General features: G+C 45.2%; 15 protein-coding genes. 5 read left to right on the top strand and 10 right to left on the bottom strand.

Annotated features, from left to right (window positions below; all coding sequences use genetic code 11):
* Nucleotides 1–147: 147 nt before the first annotated feature.
* The 4 genes from DWB64_RS07990 to DWB64_RS07975 all read right to left on the bottom strand — a co-directional run bounded on the left by DWB64_RS07990 (nucleotide 148) and on the right by DWB64_RS07975 (nucleotide 5,521).
* Nucleotides 148–1,530, bottom strand: a complete 1,383-nt coding sequence (locus DWB64_RS07990) for an ABC transporter permease (protein ID WP_129487695.1) — start codon at nucleotides 1,528–1,530, stop codon at nucleotides 148–150.
* The gene (locus DWB64_RS07985) at nucleotides 1,530–2,687 is read right to left on the bottom strand and encodes an ABC transporter permease (RefSeq protein ID WP_243118960.1); all 1,158 of its coding nucleotides are present in this window, start codon (nucleotides 2,685–2,687) and stop codon (nucleotides 1,530–1,532) included. The genes DWB64_RS07990 and DWB64_RS07985 overlap by 1 nt, the downstream gene beginning before the upstream one ends.
* Entirely contained in the window at nucleotides 2,687–4,288 is a 1,602-nt protein-coding gene (locus tag DWB64_RS07980) for a sugar ABC transporter ATP-binding protein (RefSeq protein ID WP_348983817.1), read from the bottom strand. The genes DWB64_RS07985 and DWB64_RS07980 overlap by 1 nt, the downstream gene beginning before the upstream one ends.
* A gap of 87 nt (nucleotides 4,289–4,375) precedes the next feature.
* Nucleotides 4,376–5,521: a DUF3798 domain-containing protein gene (locus DWB64_RS07975; RefSeq protein ID WP_129487693.1), complete on the bottom strand. Its 1,146-nt coding sequence runs from the start codon at nucleotides 5,519–5,521 to the stop codon at nucleotides 4,376–4,378.
* 296 nt (nucleotides 5,522–5,817) lie between these two features.
* Between DWB64_RS07975 and DWB64_RS07970 the strand changes: the two genes are divergently transcribed.
* Nucleotides 5,818–6,915: a CapA family protein gene (locus DWB64_RS07970; protein WP_164980312.1), complete on the top strand. Its 1,098-nt coding sequence runs from the start codon at nucleotides 5,818–5,820 to the stop codon at nucleotides 6,913–6,915.
* 68 nt (nucleotides 6,916–6,983) lie between these two features.
* Here DWB64_RS07970 and DWB64_RS07965 read toward each other — a convergent pair whose 3' ends face one another.
* From DWB64_RS07965 to DWB64_RS07950, 4 genes are all read right to left on the bottom strand, one after another.
* A complete protein-coding gene (locus tag DWB64_RS07965; RefSeq protein ID WP_129487691.1) occupies nucleotides 6,984–7,577 on the bottom strand; it encodes a DUF445 domain-containing protein in 594 nt (197 codons plus the stop codon).
* A 1-nt stretch (nucleotide 7,578) separates the two neighbouring features.
* Nucleotides 7,579–8,472 carry an Hsp33 family molecular chaperone HslO gene (gene hslO, locus DWB64_RS07960; protein WP_129487690.1) on the bottom strand — a complete coding sequence of 298 codons (894 nt, stop codon included), beginning with the start codon at nucleotides 8,470–8,472 and terminating at the stop codon, nucleotides 7,579–7,581.
* Nucleotides 8,472–9,218 (bottom strand): bifunctional 2-polyprenyl-6-hydroxyphenol methylase/3-demethylubiquinol 3-O-methyltransferase UbiG, encoded by a 747-nt coding sequence (locus DWB64_RS07955; RefSeq protein ID WP_164980311.1) that lies wholly within the window; start codon nucleotides 9,216–9,218, stop codon nucleotides 8,472–8,474. The genes hslO and DWB64_RS07955 overlap by 1 nt, the downstream gene beginning before the upstream one ends.
* Nucleotides 9,219–9,281: 63 nt before the next feature.
* Nucleotides 9,282–10,424, bottom strand: coding sequence for a M20 family metallopeptidase (locus DWB64_RS07950; protein ID WP_129487688.1), 1,143 nt, complete (start codon nucleotides 10,422–10,424; stop codon nucleotides 9,282–9,284).
* 255 nt (nucleotides 10,425–10,679) lie between these two features.
* Here DWB64_RS07950 and DWB64_RS07945 point away from each other — a divergent pair, with 255 nt between their 5' ends.
* The 4 genes from DWB64_RS07945 to dapD are packed head-to-tail and all read left to right on the top strand — an operon-like array spanning nucleotide 10,680 to nucleotide 14,059.
* A complete protein-coding gene (locus DWB64_RS07945; RefSeq protein WP_129487687.1) occupies nucleotides 10,680–11,678 on the top strand; it encodes an aspartate-semialdehyde dehydrogenase in 999 nt (332 codons plus the stop codon).
* A gap of 28 nt (nucleotides 11,679–11,706) precedes the next feature.
* Nucleotides 11,707–12,588: a 4-hydroxy-tetrahydrodipicolinate synthase gene (gene dapA / locus DWB64_RS07940; protein ID WP_129487686.1), complete on the top strand. Its 882-nt coding sequence runs from the start codon at nucleotides 11,707–11,709 to the stop codon at nucleotides 12,586–12,588.
* Nucleotides 12,589–13,356 carry a 4-hydroxy-tetrahydrodipicolinate reductase gene (dapB, locus tag DWB64_RS07935; protein WP_129487685.1) on the top strand — a complete coding sequence of 256 codons (768 nt, stop codon included), beginning with the start codon at nucleotides 12,589–12,591 and terminating at the stop codon, nucleotides 13,354–13,356. It abuts the gene before it with no gap.
* The gene (gene dapD / locus DWB64_RS07930; protein WP_129487684.1) at nucleotides 13,343–14,059 is read left to right on the top strand and encodes a 2,3,4,5-tetrahydropyridine-2,6-dicarboxylate N-acetyltransferase; all 717 of its coding nucleotides are present in this window, start codon (nucleotides 13,343–13,345) and stop codon (nucleotides 14,057–14,059) included. The genes dapB and dapD overlap by 14 nt, the downstream gene beginning before the upstream one ends.
* A 35-nt stretch (nucleotides 14,060–14,094) precedes the next feature.
* Here the strand turns inward: dapD and pflA are convergent, their stop codons facing one another.
* Together pflA and pflB are read right to left on the bottom strand one after the other, a co-directional pair.
* Nucleotides 14,095–14,745 carry a pyruvate formate-lyase-activating protein gene (gene pflA / locus DWB64_RS07925; protein ID WP_129487683.1) on the bottom strand — a complete coding sequence of 217 codons (651 nt, stop codon included), beginning with the start codon at nucleotides 14,743–14,745 and terminating at the stop codon, nucleotides 14,095–14,097.
* A gap of 18 nt (nucleotides 14,746–14,763) precedes the next feature.
* Nucleotides 14,764–16,986, bottom strand: a complete 2,223-nt coding sequence (gene pflB, locus DWB64_RS07920; RefSeq protein WP_129487682.1) for a formate C-acetyltransferase — start codon at nucleotides 16,984–16,986, stop codon at nucleotides 14,764–14,766.
* Nucleotides 16,987–16,996 lie beyond the last annotated feature (10 nt).

The following is a 16,996-nucleotide window of genomic DNA, read 5'->3' as shown; positions in this document are numbered from 1 at the left end:
GTTCTGCTTTGATTTACTAGAGTATTCTACCACGCATAGAAAGCTTCGTCAATAGAAAAACTCATTTTAGCATTATTTTTAAAGAGACCCGATCCCAAAAGACCGGGTCCTCTAAGTATATCCTTAACAAACGCTTAAATCAAGTCGTCATGCACTTCTTTTGGCCATCGCCCTTTTCCATGCATAAAGACCAAGCGATAAGCCGATGACTCCATAAGCGACAAAGGCCCTGAAGAATTCTCCTATCTGAGGATCTCCAAACAGGTTCTTGCCGGCTGTCGGCGAAACGATGAACAGGGTATGGAACAAAAGCACACCTAAAAACGCCTGACCGTTCGTCGCTTTAGAAACCGATGCTCCACCTACAAGAAGTGCCGCTACAGAGAAAAGACCGATGGTCATATGCGAACCGTAGGTATTTAACACACCTACATTTTGTAGAAGAATGATTTGTCCCCATGCCGCAAGCACAGTCGAAATCGTAATCGCTACGACACGCACCTTATCAACTTGAATACCCGATATCTTCGCGACGTGCTGATCATGCCCTACCGTTCTAAAGTCCTGGCCGAGCTTTGTCTTTTGGATAATAACATTAAATAAGGCAACAAGACCGATCAGGATAGCAGTTACAATCGGAAACTTCAGCGATCTGATCATAAGGATGTCCGGTGATCCGATCTTCAAATAGTGAACGACAAATCCCCAGATTGCGAAAAATGCGGCTATTGCCATACCGATGATTTGAACGTTCTTTGATTTTTCTTTAGAAGGAGTCAGGATTCGAGTGATCAGATGATCCTCTTTAAGCCTTAGCGCAGCTGCAATGTTATTTCTAAACATTGATCCAAGTGCGAACAGGAATACTACCAAACCCACAAAGAACATGATATTGAATATTCCCATCTTCCAGATGGAATCGATAGAATACTTCAATCCGTCGCTGGTCAGACCGATATCGTTCACAGGATTTTTACCTGCAAGGTCAACCGTATTTCTTAGGCCCACTCCCGTTCTCAACAGGATATCCGTGTTCTTCATCGGAATGATAAGTCCCACGAATACTAAAAACAGCAGCTGATACAATCCATTGGCAAAGAATCCGACGATCATACTTGCAATCATCTCCTGGCCACGTGTCTTGTTAAGCAGTTTTCCGATCAGGATACCGAAAAGAATAGCGATCGGAACGGCAACCGCCATAACGAAGATCATGCCTCCGACACCGCCAAAACCGAAGTTTTTGGCGATCACCACAGCGATCTGCCCCGCCATGGCACCGATGATGATACTGAAGTTGAGCCCCATCCCTGCGATTACCGGGATAATTAGTGCAAGTACAAGGAAGGTATTCCTTGAAATACGCTCAAGCAGCTGGCTCACCAGGTAAAAAGGAGACTGATTCGCCAAGATGATACCTGCGATACAGATGGTCAGGAAAATCAACATCACGATATGGTGCATCACGAAATTTTTTACTTTAGTTTTAAAAGAAAGCTCTTTTGATGGCACACTCACAAATTCAGACATTAGCTCTCCCCTCCTACTTTAGTCAGCGCATAAAGAATTACGCCGTTCTGAACGATCATTCTGAGGATTTCTGATAAGTTTCCTTCAGGATACATCGCATTGGCAACCGGTAGCGAAATAGTCAGAAGACCTTGGAACAGGAAAGCCCCGATCAAAACATGTGATATTTTCGCATGCTTCGCACTCGCTCCACCGATCAGTATCGCAGCAACAGCCGGGAACGCCGCCATAAGCGGTGCCTGATACAACTGCATAAAGCCGTAGCTTTGCGAAAATACGATGATTCCAGCACCAGCAAGCACCGTAGAAAGTGTCGTTCCAAGCACTCTGTATTTGTCTACATTGATTCCGTTCGCCTTAGCAAATCTCGGATTGTCACCAGCAGCTTTAAGCATCATGCCTGTTCTTGATTTTGTAAACAGCCACATCAGGTAACATGCGAAGAACACGACAGCGATCAGTAAAAACGGAATATTGAAGTTGTTCACATACAGTGTCGAATCATAGTTTTGTGTCAAATAGGATTCCGTCTGGTTAAAGAGCACTATCATCTTACCTGACGCTTTTTCAGTAAGGAACTTCAGTGAAAAGGCATCATTCAGAATTCCAGCATAGACGCCGTCAAGAGAGATGACGTTTCTTAAACCAGGTCCTAAAGGCCATTTCATTCTAGCATCTGTGAAGGGAAGGAAAATCCAACCGATACTCATGAGTGAAACCACTGCGAAGCCAGTATAAGTGGATACGATCATCTCAGAGCCTTTTACACGATTGAGCATCATACCGAACAGGATACCTACTCCAATCGAAAAAGGTAGGGCGATCGCTTGAGCCGCCGCAAATCCGAAAATCCCGGTAAAGCCTAGCTGAACGCTGATAAGCGCACCAAGTAGTCCTGTGATGATACCAAGGGGTAGTCCGAAGTTAGGTCCGATACCCGACTGAATCGCCGGTACCATCGCAAGCACTAAAATTGCATTCATGCCAAAACGTCCAAGAGAGCTAGACATCAATTGTGGAAACTGAAGCCCTTGAGCTATCGCCATAATGCACACTAATCCAAAGAATAGGGTAATGATCATTCTCGGGAAAGTCGAGCTAGAGGCCAGTTTTTTCCACCTGTCACCAAGTGTGATTCGTTCACGATTAATTTCCACTAGGCTATACCTCCTTCTCTTTTGACTTTATGATAATCACCTGACATCATCAGTCCAAAGTCCACATCGGACGCGTCCGGTTCCAATACCCCTTCTACCTTACCCTCACAGACAATCGCGATACGGTCGCAAATGGTTCTGAGTTCAGCAAGTTCCGATGAAGTCATCACAATTGTCATTCCATGTTTCTCGTTGAGTTCGACAAGCGTGTCAAGCACTAACTTTTTTGCGCCGATATCGATCCCTCTTGTAGGCTCTGATACAAAAAGTACTTCTGGATTAAGTGTAAGCGCTCTTGCGACGCACACCTTTTGCTGGTTTCCGCCACTTAGTCTTCTTGTTGCCTGTGTAGGTCCGGTACAACGAATGTCCAGATCCTTGATCATATCGAGTGCGTGTTTTCTAATCGTCTTGCTGTCCCTTAACTTGACAGGACCATAATGGTTTAAAAACTCCTGTTTCACTTTCATCGCAGAGATAGCGATATTATCTTCGATCGAAGTCTCCAGAAGCAGTCCGATTCCTCTTCTATCTTCAGAGACAAATGCGAGACCCGCATCTAGTACTGCTGTCGTATTACTTATATCTAGGACCTTTTGATTCAACTTTACAGTACCTTTTGAGTCATAAAGACCCATGATTCCGTTGGCGATGCCTATCTTACCTTGACCAGCAAGACCTCCAATGCCCAATATCTCACCTTTTTTCACCTGCAGGTTAACGCCTTTGACTTCTTCACCAGGCATTTTGACACGTAAATCATTTATTTCCAACACAATCGGTGACGCCATGTTTGTCAGCGTTTCATTCGATTTGCGTTTCATTTCTACTTTTCGTCCTACCATAAGTTCTGCAAGTTCAAGGACGTTTGTGTCCGTCTTCATTCTTGTCGCAACCAGTTCACCATCTCTTAAGATTGTGATTGAGTCAGCCGCATCCATTACCTCATCTAGACGATGCGTGATGAACAGGATTCCAATACCCGTGCTGGCAAGGTGCTTCATCGCTTTTAGCAGATTGTCCGCTTCCGATTCTGTAAGTACCGCGGTCGGTTCATCGAATACAAGCATCTTGATTCCAAGTTTATCTATTTCACGTGCTATTTCGACAAACTGCATGTGACCTACAGGAAGTCCTGAAACAAGCGCCCATTCCTCAATATCAAGACCAAGAGTGTCTATCGCTTTTTTTGCATCTTTTTTCATTTGAGGCATATCCAGTGACATCAGGTTTTCATTTTTTGTAATTCTTGATACGATGTTATGTTTTTTTATCTCACGGTTGAGTTTTATGTTTTCAGTAATCGTAAATCCAGGTACAAGCATGAACTCCTGGTGTACCATACCGATTCCGCGTGCCATCGCTTCCATAGGTGATTTGATCTCAACGACTTCCCCACCCATTTTCACTTCACCTTGGAACCCACCAGTACCATGAATCACCGGCATGCCAAATAAAATATTCATCAAGGTCGACTTACCAGCACCGTTTTCCCCAAGTAGTGCGTGAATTTCACCTGGCTTTACGCATAAATCCACACCTTTTAATACGCGGTTACCATAATACTCTTTGATAATCCCCTTCATTTCAAGTGCGTACATTTGCATCCCCCTTATTCCTTAGTTTCATAAGTCAAGGTTGCCGAATAGGCAACCTTGATTATTGTTTACTTTGCTTTTAACAAATTTTTAGAAGATGTATGCATCTAAAAGAATCATTAAATAGTTATCATACGTTACGCCGTTATCTGTAAGCGTTTCGATGTTGATTTCTGTTTTTGCGTATCCTTCGAACTTAGCTCTTAACACATCCATGTCAAGTGCGCCAGCTGCTGGATCAGTTTCGCCGTTGATCCATGCTACCGCATACTCAACGCCGCCTTCGATGAACATCATCGATACTGGCACCGCCCATGTTCCGAATCTGCCTTCGCCGCCTTTTTCTGCGATTGCTGCAGAGATTTGGTCGATGATGTATGGCATGTCGCCAGTCTTGTCAGCATCAATTTCAAGTGCCAACGCAGATGGGAATCCGTGTGTTGGAGATGGACAACAAGGTTGTGGGAACATAGCGCCTTGCTCAAGTGCTGCTTCAATCAAAGGTACTTGCATTGAACAGTTTGTTGAGAAGAATGCAGTGTCTTTACCGTATTTGGCAACCATTCTAGGCACATCTTCAAGAATGAACTGTTGAGCGCCAGGAACGCCAGCATCACCTGTTGGGTCTGGAGCAGTAGCATCTACAAATTCGATTCCTAAAGCTTCACAGTTTTCTTTGAAAAGGTCACGTCTTGCTGCAAGAAGCGCGTAAGACATATGACGTGGGAAAGAATAATGAACAAATGTTGTGCCGCCCATTTCTTTTACAAGTTCTGGAATCGCTTTACCCATTGTAAGTTCGTCAAGTGCGAATACGATGTCCGCTTTATCAGCGATCATAGATGGATCTTCACCAGGAACGCCCGCGATAATCAGTAAGTCATCTCCGCGAATTTCTCTAGCTTTTTCGATACCTGCAGAAACGCCAGGAACCGCTTGAACGATAATAAGAGCTTTGATTTGTGGATCTGAAGCAAGTTCTACGATGTTTGAAATAGTCGTGTCCTGTTCATCCATGAACTTGTCAGGATACGTCTTAACAACGATCTTGTCTTCACCGTATTTTTTTACAACATTTTCAGCAGCACGGTATTCTTCTTCATTTTGAGATACAGTACCAGTTAGGATACCGATTTTCCACTCGTCTGAAGACTTCGCTTCTGATGTGCTTGTACATGCTGCCATACTAAGCATCATGACAAGAGCTAAAAGTAATGCGGTAATTTTTCTAAACATTTTACTCCCCCTTAGAAGTTGTTTTGAGTTGGCCTTACGAGAAATAGTTTACTACATTACCGTAATATTTTGAGCAATTTTCAGAATGTTTACGCAATGGCGTTTTAAATTATTTAATATATCAAATTATTTATATGGTGCAAACAGCGCCACTGCCATCATCGATAAAAAAAGAGAAAAAATCGGCATTTCGAACAAGTTACAACTTTGTAACTAAGACCGAAAGCCATATAAATTTTCTGAGATGTATTCTTTCTTTGTTTGTGACATAATAGAGGATGAGAAATGGAGGTATTATGAAGAAAATACTTGTACTATTGATGATTGTACTCCTGTTTGGCAATGTAGGTTTTGCCCATAGTGACTATGATCTATTTTATGGTAAAGAAGATAACCACTCGCTAACGCTCATGTTCACCGGTGACATCATGGTTCACGGCACACAGTACTTGTCAGCATATAAGGCATCAAGCGGCGAATATGACTTTAGCCCCTGGTTTCATTATATTTTGGGACACTTCACTTCGTCCGACTACCTAATTGGAAACCTAGAAACCACCCTGACAGAAGACCCAACAAGTTACAGCGGCTTTCCTAGGTTTAGATCACCTGTCGCTATCGCAAAAGCGCTTAAAAACGCATCCTTCGATGTCATCGCGACCGCAAACAACCATAGCGCGGACAACGGATTCTACGGTATCGAGACGACCCTCAAACACCTGGAGAACAATGGGTTGATACCTGTTGGAACGGCCTATGGCGACAAGGAGAACCTGCCTATCATCATCGATAACGGAAGGATGAAAATCGGAATTTTCAGCAGTACCTTCGGCACCAACGGCATGCCGGTGCCTTCCGGCTATCCTCACATGGTCAATGTCACAACAGAAGAACTTATCGACGAGCAGATCGCCTATTTGAAATCACAGCAAGTCGACGGCATACTCGCATTCGTCCATTGGGGACACGAATACCAACGAAAAGCGCACAGCAGTCAGGTTGAAGTGGCAAATCTACTGTCTTCAAAAGGTGTGGACTGGATCATCGGGTCCCATCCTCATAGCATTCAACCGGATGGGTATGTCGCAACTGAAAAGAAAGTCACCTATGTCAACTATTCGCTCGGAAACCTTATCTCGAATCAGCGCTGGCGTTATTCAGACACCGGTCTGATCTTGAGTCTGACCATAGAAAAATTCAATGATTCTCTCTACACCGATGTCGACTATCTTCCATTCTGGGTGGATAAGGAGGACGAGTACAATCAGATAAGTTACACGATCATTCCCCTAATCGACCCGCCAGAAATCAATAGGCTTTCGCCTTTGGACAGACGTCTGATGGATGAAGCCCTCAGCGACTTTTATGAGCTTTATCCCAATGCAAAAAAATAATAAAACCTACAATCGGGATTTTGCAATTCCGTTTGTAGGTTTTTTGTTTTTATGAGTCCTGTAATTTCTTATAGGATGAATACTACCAAGAGTCCTTGAATGATACCGATCAGCACTCCCAAAACTCCACCGAGTCTTTCAATCTGCTTCAATTCAGTCCTTGCAAGATCAATGATAATCTTTTCAAGATCCTCCAGGTCAAACTCAAGGATTTTTTGCTCGATAATCGCACTTACACTTATTTTTTCTACCGCTTGATGAACCAGCGCTTCAGTGATTTCATTAAGCAGCTGGTCTCCCTGCTTGACGACCATATCGTGAAGATACCCCAAGATACTGCCGCTAAAGGATCTGGCTAGCGGCGGCAAGTGTTCGATGATCGCTTTACCGATTCTTTCCTCTAATAGAGCCAGTACCGCTTTCTTATCCAGGTGCTCGATCATTTGGTCAAGCACTTGTTCAAGGCTCAATAATTCTTCTTCAATCGTATCCGCAACGGACTTCGCTATTTCATGATGCCTCTTTGGTATCAGACCTTGTATCGTAAATCCGATAAGTGGAATCTTAAACGCGACAATCGGTCTGAATAACAATTTGATCGCGACGATGTTGGTCGTCCAACCGATAATACCGCCGATCAAGGCCATTAAAAGAATCGTCATCCTATTTTGCCCCCTGCTCTAATTCTTTGATAATCCATTTTAAGTCACTGCTATTGTAAAGATATTTTTTACCACAAAAATGGCAACTGAGTTCAGTTTGTCCATCCTCGTTCAAAATCGATTTAAGCTCATTGATTCCAATAGTGATCAGGGCGCGTTCAACCTTGTCGCGCGAACAATCACATCGATACTCAAAGGTGTTCTCCACCATGATGGTAAAGGGTATGTCACCTAAAATCTCTTCTACGATCGCCTCAAGAGACATGCCCTCGCCTATCATCTCGCTCATCGGCCGTATCATAGGTAGTCTTTTTTCAAGGGACGATAAGGATTCCTCGCTGACATCCGGAAGCGTCTGTATCATAAGTCCCCCAGCGGCAGTCGGAACGCCTTCTGAATCGACAAACACGCCAAGTGAGATGACAGACGGTTGCTGTTCCGAGTGGGCATAGTAATAGGCCAGGTCCTCAGCTATCTCTCCGCTTACAAGATCCGACTGACCGACAAAAGGCTCGCCGTATCCTGTATCTCTAGATACCATCAGACTGCCGTGTACTCCAACAGCACCACTGACATCGAGTTTTCCATTGTCTTTTACCATCAGTGGAATGTTCGGATCAGATACATATCCTTTTAAAAAACCTGCTCCATCCGCATAGGCATAGATGCGCTTAAGTACAGCGCTTCCGCTTATCTGTAGAGATACGCTCGCTTTCTCGTCCTTGATAAAGGTACCCATCAGATGAGTCGCAGTCAAGGTTCTGCCAAGTGCGGCAGTGGCCACCGGTGTTGTGTTATGTATCTTCCACGCCTCATAGACCACATCTGTGCTATCCGATAAGGAGATAGACAGATCCTTGGCCTTTCCGGCGAGTACTCTTAAATATTTTCCCATTATAACTCCTCCAACGCTCTTAAATACAGATGAACCCTATGATCCTTTTCACTAGGATCATGATGATGGTCGCCAAAAATGCTTACGACCTCAAAGTACTTACTAGCGTACCTTATAATTGTGTCTAAATCATGAGCAAACTGTCGATGAGTTTCGATATGTCTCTCAAATGTTCCGTTTTCAAGCTCAGTGAACATGACAAAATCAAAGTAGAGGGTCTTGTCCTCTTCTACATAATCGTTCTCCCAGATATAGGCGAAGTCATCATGATTTTCAGAAAAAGTATTCTGACCGATCACTTCTCTCAGCTTATAAGGGGTTGACCAGTCCAGTACAAATACACCCGCAGCGCAGAGCTGCTCGTGCACACGCGCGAAAAACGCGTCTAACTCGCCTTCCTCGATATAATTCACAACATCTAAAAACGCCATGCATACATCGAAGCGCTGCTTTGATTTGAAGGTCGCGATCGGTCCGTTGAAAAACTGCATTTTTCCCATATTCTCGACCATTTTTTCCTGTAGCACTGAGAGCATGGCTTCGCTTGGTTCAACGACAGTCACATGCAGTCCGTCATCCACCAGTCGCCTTGTCATATTGCCGGTACCCGATCCGATTTCCAGTACCTTGTAAGGCTTTATCTTCATATCGATCAACTGATGTTTCACATGGTCATACCACTCATCATAGTCAATATCATCTGTCAGATCGTCATATACGATCGCCATCAGTTCATAAGGTAACATACCATCACTCCTACATCTTAGCATTATCGACTTTACTAAGGATTCATAGTACTCCTAGGGGACTTATTTGTCAAGCTTGAACTGCTTGTCCTTGAATAGGAGCAGTGACTCATAGGTATCGACACCTACAAGTAGAACCTGCTCATCAAAATCGAACTTATCGCTGTGAAGCGGATGGGTCCCATTGGATTCAGTACGGATACCCAGAAACATGAACAGCGACGGAACGACCTTTCCATAATAAGAGAAGTCTTCTGCGAGCATGACCGGTTCAATTTCGATGATATGTTCAAAATGCCCTATCACCTCTTCAGCAAGCGTCCTATCGTTGATCAGTGCAGGATACATGTCCCTAAATTCGACATTTGCAGACATGCCGTGTGCTGCGGCGATATGCTTTGCCCTAAGTTCCACCTGAGTCTTAATCAGGCGGTGAACCTCGTCGCTGTACGTTCTCATCGTTCCTTCAAGCACCGCGTTCCTTGCAATGATATTGAGCCTTTCACCACCGCTAAAGGTCCCAAAAGTGAGTATGGCAGGGTCTAGCGGGTTAACCGATCTGCTGATGATGCTCTGTGCGCTTAAGAGGAACTCCGCAGCTGCCACAAGGCTGTCTTTTCCAAGTTGAGGCTGTGCCCCATGGCTTGCGACACCACAAAATTCAATTTTCATTTCACTGGTGGCCGCCATAAGCGCCCCTTTAGACGTACCGATCGTACCGGCGGGCAACTCAGGATACACATGATAACCGTACATGGCAGTGATGTTCAGCGACTTGAACAGGTCGGTCTTTACAAGCTCCTCGGCACCACCTGGTCCCTCTTCGGCAGGCTGGAAGACCAGTGCCACATTATAGTTCTTAAGCTTCATGTCCTTTAATCGGTAGGCAAGCATCAAAAGCATGGCCATATGTCCATCATGTCCACATGCGTGCATCATACCCTCATGAACCGACTTATATTCATGTTCCGTATTTTCACTGAGGCTCAGTGCGTCCATATCGGACCTAAATGCGATTGTGGGCGCTCCCTTTTTGAACTCAAAATAAGCGATCACAGCCGTTTTACAAAATCCGTGGTGAATCTGAGCGCCGGTCTCCTCTAGATAATGAGTAAGTAGCGCTCTGGTTTTCAGTTCATGAAATCCTATTTCGGGTATCTTATGTAATTCTCTTCTTATCGTTGTTATTTTATTCAGTTCGTTCATAGTATCCTCCTTAACTCATTCCATTCTAAACTTCGACTGACATTTTAGCAAGTTTAAGCTGTATCAGCTTTCAATCTCTGTACTGGTACAGATGTTTTTTAAAATTTAAAGTTTTTTCACAGTTTTTATTGTACCTTTTCGTGACTGTGATACAATGAATTACAAAATACGGTTAAACCATTGATATATCAACGTCTGCGCAGACTTACATCAGTTGTTTACCACAGTGTACCATAATCTAGATGAGGTGATCACATGAAGAAAATTAATTTAGCAATCGTCGGTGCCACAGGCATGGTCGGAAGAACATTCATTAAGGTAATTGAAGAAAGAAAACTCGCTTATGACAACTTATACTTATTCTCGTCGGCAAAAAGCGCTGGCGAAAAACTGATGGTGAACGGAAAGGAACACACTGTTGAAGAACTCAACGAGCATTCCTTTGACAGGGACATCGACATCGCCCTCTTCTCCGCAGGCGGGGGCATCTCCTTAAAGTTCGCTCCAATCGCCGCTAAGAACGGAGTCGTTGTCATCGACAACTCAAGCACATGGCGTATGGACGAGATGGTACCTTTAGTCGTACCAGAAGTCAATCCTGAAGCGATCAAAGGACACAAGGGAATCATCGCGAATCCAAACTGTTCTACGATACAAGCCATGGTGGCACTTAAACCCCTACAAAAGGCATACGGCCTGAAACGTGTGATCTACTCCACCTATCAGTCGGTGTCGGGTTCTGGTGTTGCAGGAATCGCAGACCTTGAGAACGGACTAAAGGGCGAGGCGCCAAAAAACTATCCTCACCCGATTGCAAACAACTGTCTTCCGCATATCGATGTCTTTATGGCAGATGGATATACAAAAGAAGAAATCAAGATGATCGAGGAAACGAAAAAAATTCTGGATGATTACGACATACGCGTCACAGCGACTACAGTAAGGGTTCCTGTGACCAACTCACACGCAGAGACGATCGCAGTCGAATTCAATCGTCCATTTGACTTACAAGATGCGGTACGACACTTGGCGGATGCTCCTGGAATCATCTTGCAGGACGATCCTCAAAACAACATTTATCCTACACAGCTAGACGCTACAGGAAAAGATGAAGTGTTTATTGGTCGAGTTCGCCGCGACAACTCAGTAGACAACGGACTACACATGTGGTGTGTAGCCGATAACGTTCGTAAAGGTGCGGCAACCAATGCAGTTCAAATCGCTCAATATATGATTGAGAACAATTTGATTTAAGGCACCTTTCATAAGAAAGGAAGCAACTATGATTTTTACAGGTTCAGCTACAGCGCTAGTCACCCCGTTCGAACCGGACGGGGGCATCGACTATGAATCATTTGGAAACCTAATCGACTGGCAAATCGAATCCGGAACAAGCGCTCTTGTCATTCTAGGAACCACCGGCGAGGCAGCCACACTTTTAGAGGAGGAACTCAAAGAGGTGATGGTATTCGCAGTGGCAAGGATCAATAAACGCGTACCGGTGATCTTCGGCACAGGAAGCAACAATACGCTTACCGCCGTCAAAATGACTAAATTCGCACAAGCTGTCGGAGCTGATGCGGCCCTAATTGTAAATCCATATTACAACAAAAGCTCGCAAGAAGGCATTTACCGCCACTATCAGGCGATACACGATCAGACGGATCTGCCGATCCTCCTTTACAATGTGCCAAGCAGGACCGGGGCCAACATCGAACCGCGCACCATAGCAAGACTTAAGTCTTTTGATCGCATCGTCGGCATCAAACAGGCGACGTCCAATCTGTCAGAAATCGTCGAAGTGGCAATGCTTATTGATGACGGATTCAAGCTATACTCTGGAAACGATGACATGATCCATAGTTTCCTTTCCCTTGGAGCAAGCGGAGTCATCTCGGTGGTTTCCAATATCGATCCCGGCAAAGTAGCTGAACTCTGCAGTAGCTATTTCAACAACGACCACAAGCGATCGCTTGAAATTCAATTTCAACTCAAACCTTTGGTCGATGCGCTCTTTTCAGTAACGAATCCGATTCCTGTCAAAGCTGCGCTTAGCAGTCTCGGTAAAATCAATAATCATCTGAGACTTCCCCTGATACCGTTAAACGATCAGGAGCATAGAGCGCTTGACCAGGTCTTACTTGCATACGGATTGGAGGTCTGAATGAACATCCTTTTAAACGGTTGCACAGGAACCATGGGTAAGGTCGTTGAGGGCCTCGTCAAAGAAGACGAAGCAGCGACGATCACAGTCGGTACCGATTTACGGCATGCGGCATGTGATTACCCGGTATACCAGTCCTTTGACCTAGTGGTCTCTACATTCGATGTCATCATCGACTTCTCACACCATAGCATGGTAGATGCGCTTATCGCATTCGCACTGAAAATGAATCGACCGGCGGTCATCTGTACGACAGGACTTTCACAGCAGACAATTCGTCTGATCGATGAAGCCTCGAAGAAAATTCCGGTTTTCAGATCTGCCAACATGTCCTACGGTATTAATCTGATCGAGAGTATTTTAGAGGAGTACGCAGCCCTTATGACAGACAGCTTCGATGTGGAAATCATCGAAAAACATCATAATAGAAAAGAAGACGCACCATCTGGCACGGCGCTTATGCTGGCTGATGCCGTTCACAGGGCGACTGACCATAGACTTCATAACACATATGGCCGACATGGCAATCAAGCAAAACGCCTCCCCCTCGAACTGGGAATACACGCAGTTAGAGGCGGAACTCTTGTCGGTGAGCACGAGGTGATTTTCGCAGGATGCGAAGAGGACATCACCATCAAACACCAGGCGCAGTCGCGGGCGGTGTTTGCCAGAGGCGCGCTAAGAGCGGCTCATTTCCTAATGAACAAAGAACCAGGACTTTATACGATGCACGACTTAATAAAGGAGGACAAAAATGCCAGAATATGATTTTACAGACCCATACCAAATTGCCAAGTTCATCAAGGATGCCAAGAAATCCACGCCTGTTAAAGTTCATATTCAGGGTGACCTTAGCGCCATCACTTCACCATCGATAAAAATATTCGGACAAGGTAGTTACTGGTTCCTTATCGGCGAATACGATGACATTAAAGTTTTCATCGCCAACAACGCATCGATGATCACAGACTACTATGTCGAAGGCGACCGCAGAAACTCCGCGATTCCTACACTTGACATTAAATCCATCAATGCAAGGATCGAACCAGGCGCGATCATCAGAGACAGAGTCCATATCGGTACTGGTGCAGTAATCATGATGGGAGCGGTAATCAATATAGGGGCATCAGTAGGCGAAGGTGCGATGATTGACATGAATGCCGTGCTAGGCGCGCGGGCCACTGTAGGCACAAACGTCCACGTCGGTGCGGGCGCAGTACTTGCAGGAGTTCTCGAACCACCTTCAGCGACACCGGTGATTGTCGAAAACGACGTACTGATAGGCGCTAACGCGGTTATCCTTGAAGGCGTGCGTATCGGTGAAGGCTCTGTTGTGGCAGCAGGCGCTGTCGTAACTTCTGATGTGCCAGCTGGTGCCGTGGTGGCCGGTTCGCCTGCAAAAGTCATTAAAATGAAAGACGCCAAGACTCAGGAGAAGACAAAACTTTTACAGGACTTGAGAGAAATATGAAAAACAGCCGATCTCCTAATGGATTTCGGCTGTCTTTATTTTTTGAGATAGGTTCTTCCCATCTTTTCATACTTTTCAAGTCCCATCGTATGGTAAGGCAGCCACTCGATCCTTTCAAGATTCTTGAGCCTGTACGCAAGGTGCTCCACACTTTTTAGATGTTCTGAAGCATCGGATACACCCGGTCTTACGACGTGCCTGACCCACACTTTTGACCCACCCTCGTTCAGCAAATCGATAAACTTTAAGAGAACCGGATAAGCGCCTCCTGTCAGTTCACAAAACCCCTCTTCATGGGTATGCTTGATATCGAGAATCACCAAATCGGTCTGTTCAAGGATTTTAGCGATCCATCTTGAGTCATAACTGTAGCCGGCGGTGTCTATCGCTGTGTGTATACCGGCCTCTTTACAGGATTTTAAAAATTCATACAAGAACTCCCCTTGTAAAAGAGGCTCGCCTCCAGAACAGGTCACACCACCGCCAGAACGTTTGAAATACGGCTGATACCTTTTCACTTTTTTTACCAGTTCCTCATAGGAATATTCTGTCCCGCCATCCATGTTCCATGAATCCGGATTATGGCAGTAGTCACATCTCAACTCGCACCCCTGAAAAAATACGACCACCCTAATGCCAGGACCATCAAGCAGCCCCATCGACTCAATCGCGTGTATTCTTCCCACAGCGTCCCCTCCTGCCTATCATACGCTCCTATGGAACGTTCTGTTGATCACATCAAGTTGCTGCTCCCTGGATAGTCTATTGAAGTTGACCGCATATCCTGAAACCCTGATCGTCAAGTTCGGATACTTCTCAGGATGATCGATCGCATCAATCAGCATTTCCTTATCGAACACGTTCACATTCAAATGATGCGCCGCTTGGGCAAAGTAACCGTCCATAATTCGGTAAAGATTGACCCTTCTTTCATCAAGAGTTTTTCCAAGCGCACCCGGCACCACTGTGAACGTATTCGAGATACCGTCTTCACAGACGTTTCTGTACGGAAGTTTAGCCACCGAATTGAGGGAGGCAAGCGCTCCATTCTCATCTCTTCCATGCATCGGATTCGCACCAGGGGCAAAAGGATCACCTTGTTTTCTTCCATCTGGGGTGGCACCTGTTTTTTTGCCATACACCACATTCGACGTGATTGTAAGCACCGAAAGTGTGTGTTCTGCGTTCTTATACGCCTTATGCTTTCTAAGGGATCTTATGAATACTTTAAGCACCTCTACTGCGATATCGTCCACTCTGTCATCGTCATTGCCAAACTTAGGAAACGCTCCTTCAATCTCAAAGTCGACCGTGACCCCGTCGACCACCACTGGCTTTACAGCCGCGTATTTTATGGCGCTTAAGGAGTCTGCCACCACAGACATGCCGGCGACCCCAAATGCCATGATCGGATCTACATCGGTATCGTGCAGCGCCATCTGACCGGCTTCGTATGCGTATTTGTCGTGCATATAATGAATGGTGTTCATCGTGCTGACATAGAGCTTTGCAACCTCATCGATCACCTTATAGAAATTATCTTTCACCGTTTCATAATCAAGCCTGTCGGCATGGAGTTTTTTAACGCCTTCGATCACCTTGATCCCAGTCATTTCATCCACTCCACCGTTAATGGCGTAAAGCAGCGATTTTGCCAAATTGCACCTTGCTCCAAAAAACTGATACTGCTTGCCAAGCTCCATTGCTGAAACGCAGCATGCTATTCCATAATCATCACCGTAGACACCGCGCATGATGTCATCATTTTCGTATTGGATCGCAGCCGTCTCGATCGACATTTTCGCGCAGTAGCTCTTAAAGTTCTCCGGAAGGTTCTCAGACCACAACACGGTCATATTAGGTTCTGGAGCAGCTCCTAGATTGGTTAGCGTATGTAAAAACCTAAAGGAGGTCTTGGTCACAAGAGGGATTCCATGAATGCTCATTCCGCCGATCGCTTCTGTCACCCATGTAGGATCCCCTGCAAAAAGTTCGTTATAATCCGGCGTCCTCAGATGTCTTGCAAGTCTCAGTTTGATCACCAGCTGATCGATCAGCTCCTGGACTTCATATTCGGTGATCGCTCCTTTTTTCAGGTCCCTTTCGAAATAGATGTCTAAAAACGAACTGATGCGGCCTAGACTCATCGCAGCACCGTTGTTTTCTTTGATAGCTGCCAAGTATCCCATGTAGACAAATTGAACCGCCTCTTTGGCATTGTTTGCGGGTTGAGAGAGATCTATCCCGTATTTAAGCGCCATGCTTTTTGTCTCCTTAAGGGCGCGTATCTGATCCTTAACTTCTTCTTTTAAGCGAATCAGTTCCTCGCTAAAGACCCCGCTGAGCTTATCATGGTCTTTGATTTTTTCCTCGATCAGCCTGTCAAGCCCGTAAAGAGCAATTCTACGGTAATCGCCGATAATGCGTCCTCTTCCATAAGCGTCGGGAAGACCGGTCAAAAGTCCTGTTTTTCTAGCAAGAAGCGTTTCTTTAGAATAGGCGTCAAACACTCCCTGATTATGTGTTTTTCTGTACTTGCCGAATATCTCCTCCACCTTTTTACTATGATCAAATCCGTAGGCTTCAAGGGCAGTCTGCACCATTCTTACCCCACCATAAGGGTTGATCATCCGCTTTAGCGGAGCATCGGTTTGCAGACCAACAATCACTTCATTGTCCCTATCGATATATCCCGGTTCAAAGTTGTCGATCCCCGAGATGTTCTCCACATCGATATCCAAGACACCTTTTTCAAGTTCTTCCCTAAGCAGTTGTTCGCATTTTTTCCAAACCGCTTCAGTCTTATGGCTGATGCCCTCTAAGAATGACTCGTCACCTAAGTAGCTTGCATAGTTTTTTTGGATAAAACTTCTTACATTGATCCTTTCCTGCCATATACCTTCTACAAAACCATTCCACTGCTCCATATCAGACCTC

It is taken from the genome of Fusibacter sp. A1 (genome assembly GCF_004125825.1).
In the GTDB taxonomy this organism is placed as follows: Bacteria; Bacillota; Clostridia; order Peptostreptococcales; family Acidaminobacteraceae; genus QQWI01.
The sequence above is the reverse complement of the archived record's forward strand: the minus strand, read 5'-3'. Positions and strand labels throughout refer to the sequence as shown.

Excerpts from the sequence above, each read along its gene's own strand:
- DWB64_RS07990 (WP_129487695.1), bottom strand. The coding sequence starts at position 1,530 with ATGTCTGAATTTGTGAGTGTGCCATCAAAAGAGCTTTCTTTTAAAACT.
- DWB64_RS07980 (WP_348983817.1), bottom strand. The coding sequence starts at position 4,288 with ATGTACGCACTTGAAATGAAGGGGATTATCAAAGAGTATTATGGTAAC.
- DWB64_RS07975 (WP_129487693.1), bottom strand. The coding sequence starts at position 5,521 with ATGTTTAGAAAAATTACCGCATTACTTTTAGCTCTTGTCATGATGCTT.
- DWB64_RS07970 (WP_164980312.1), top strand. The coding sequence starts at position 5,818 with ATGAAGAAAATACTTGTACTATTGATGATTGTACTCCTGTTTGGCAAT.
- DWB64_RS07965 (WP_129487691.1), bottom strand. The coding sequence starts at position 7,577 with ATGACGATTCTTTTAATGGCCTTGATCGGCGGTATTATCGGTTGGACG.
- hslO (WP_129487690.1), bottom strand. The coding sequence starts at position 8,472 with ATGGGAAAATATTTAAGAGTACTCGCCGGAAAGGCCAAGGATCTGTCT.
- DWB64_RS07955 (WP_164980311.1), bottom strand. The coding sequence starts at position 9,218 with ATGTTACCTTATGAACTGATGGCGATCGTATATGACGATCTGACAGAT.
- DWB64_RS07950 (WP_129487688.1), bottom strand. The coding sequence starts at position 10,424 with ATGAACGAACTGAATAAAATAACAACGATAAGAAGAGAATTACATAAG.
- DWB64_RS07945 (WP_129487687.1), top strand. The coding sequence starts at position 10,680 with ATGAAGAAAATTAATTTAGCAATCGTCGGTGCCACAGGCATGGTCGGA.
- dapA (WP_129487686.1), top strand. The coding sequence starts at position 11,707 with ATGATTTTTACAGGTTCAGCTACAGCGCTAGTCACCCCGTTCGAACCG.
- dapB (WP_129487685.1), top strand. The coding sequence starts at position 12,589 with ATGAACATCCTTTTAAACGGTTGCACAGGAACCATGGGTAAGGTCGTT.
- dapD (WP_129487684.1), top strand. The coding sequence starts at position 13,343 with ATGCCAGAATATGATTTTACAGACCCATACCAAATTGCCAAGTTCATC.
- pflB (WP_129487682.1), bottom strand. The coding sequence starts at position 16,986 with ATGGAGCAGTGGAATGGTTTTGTAGAAGGTATATGGCAGGAAAGGATC.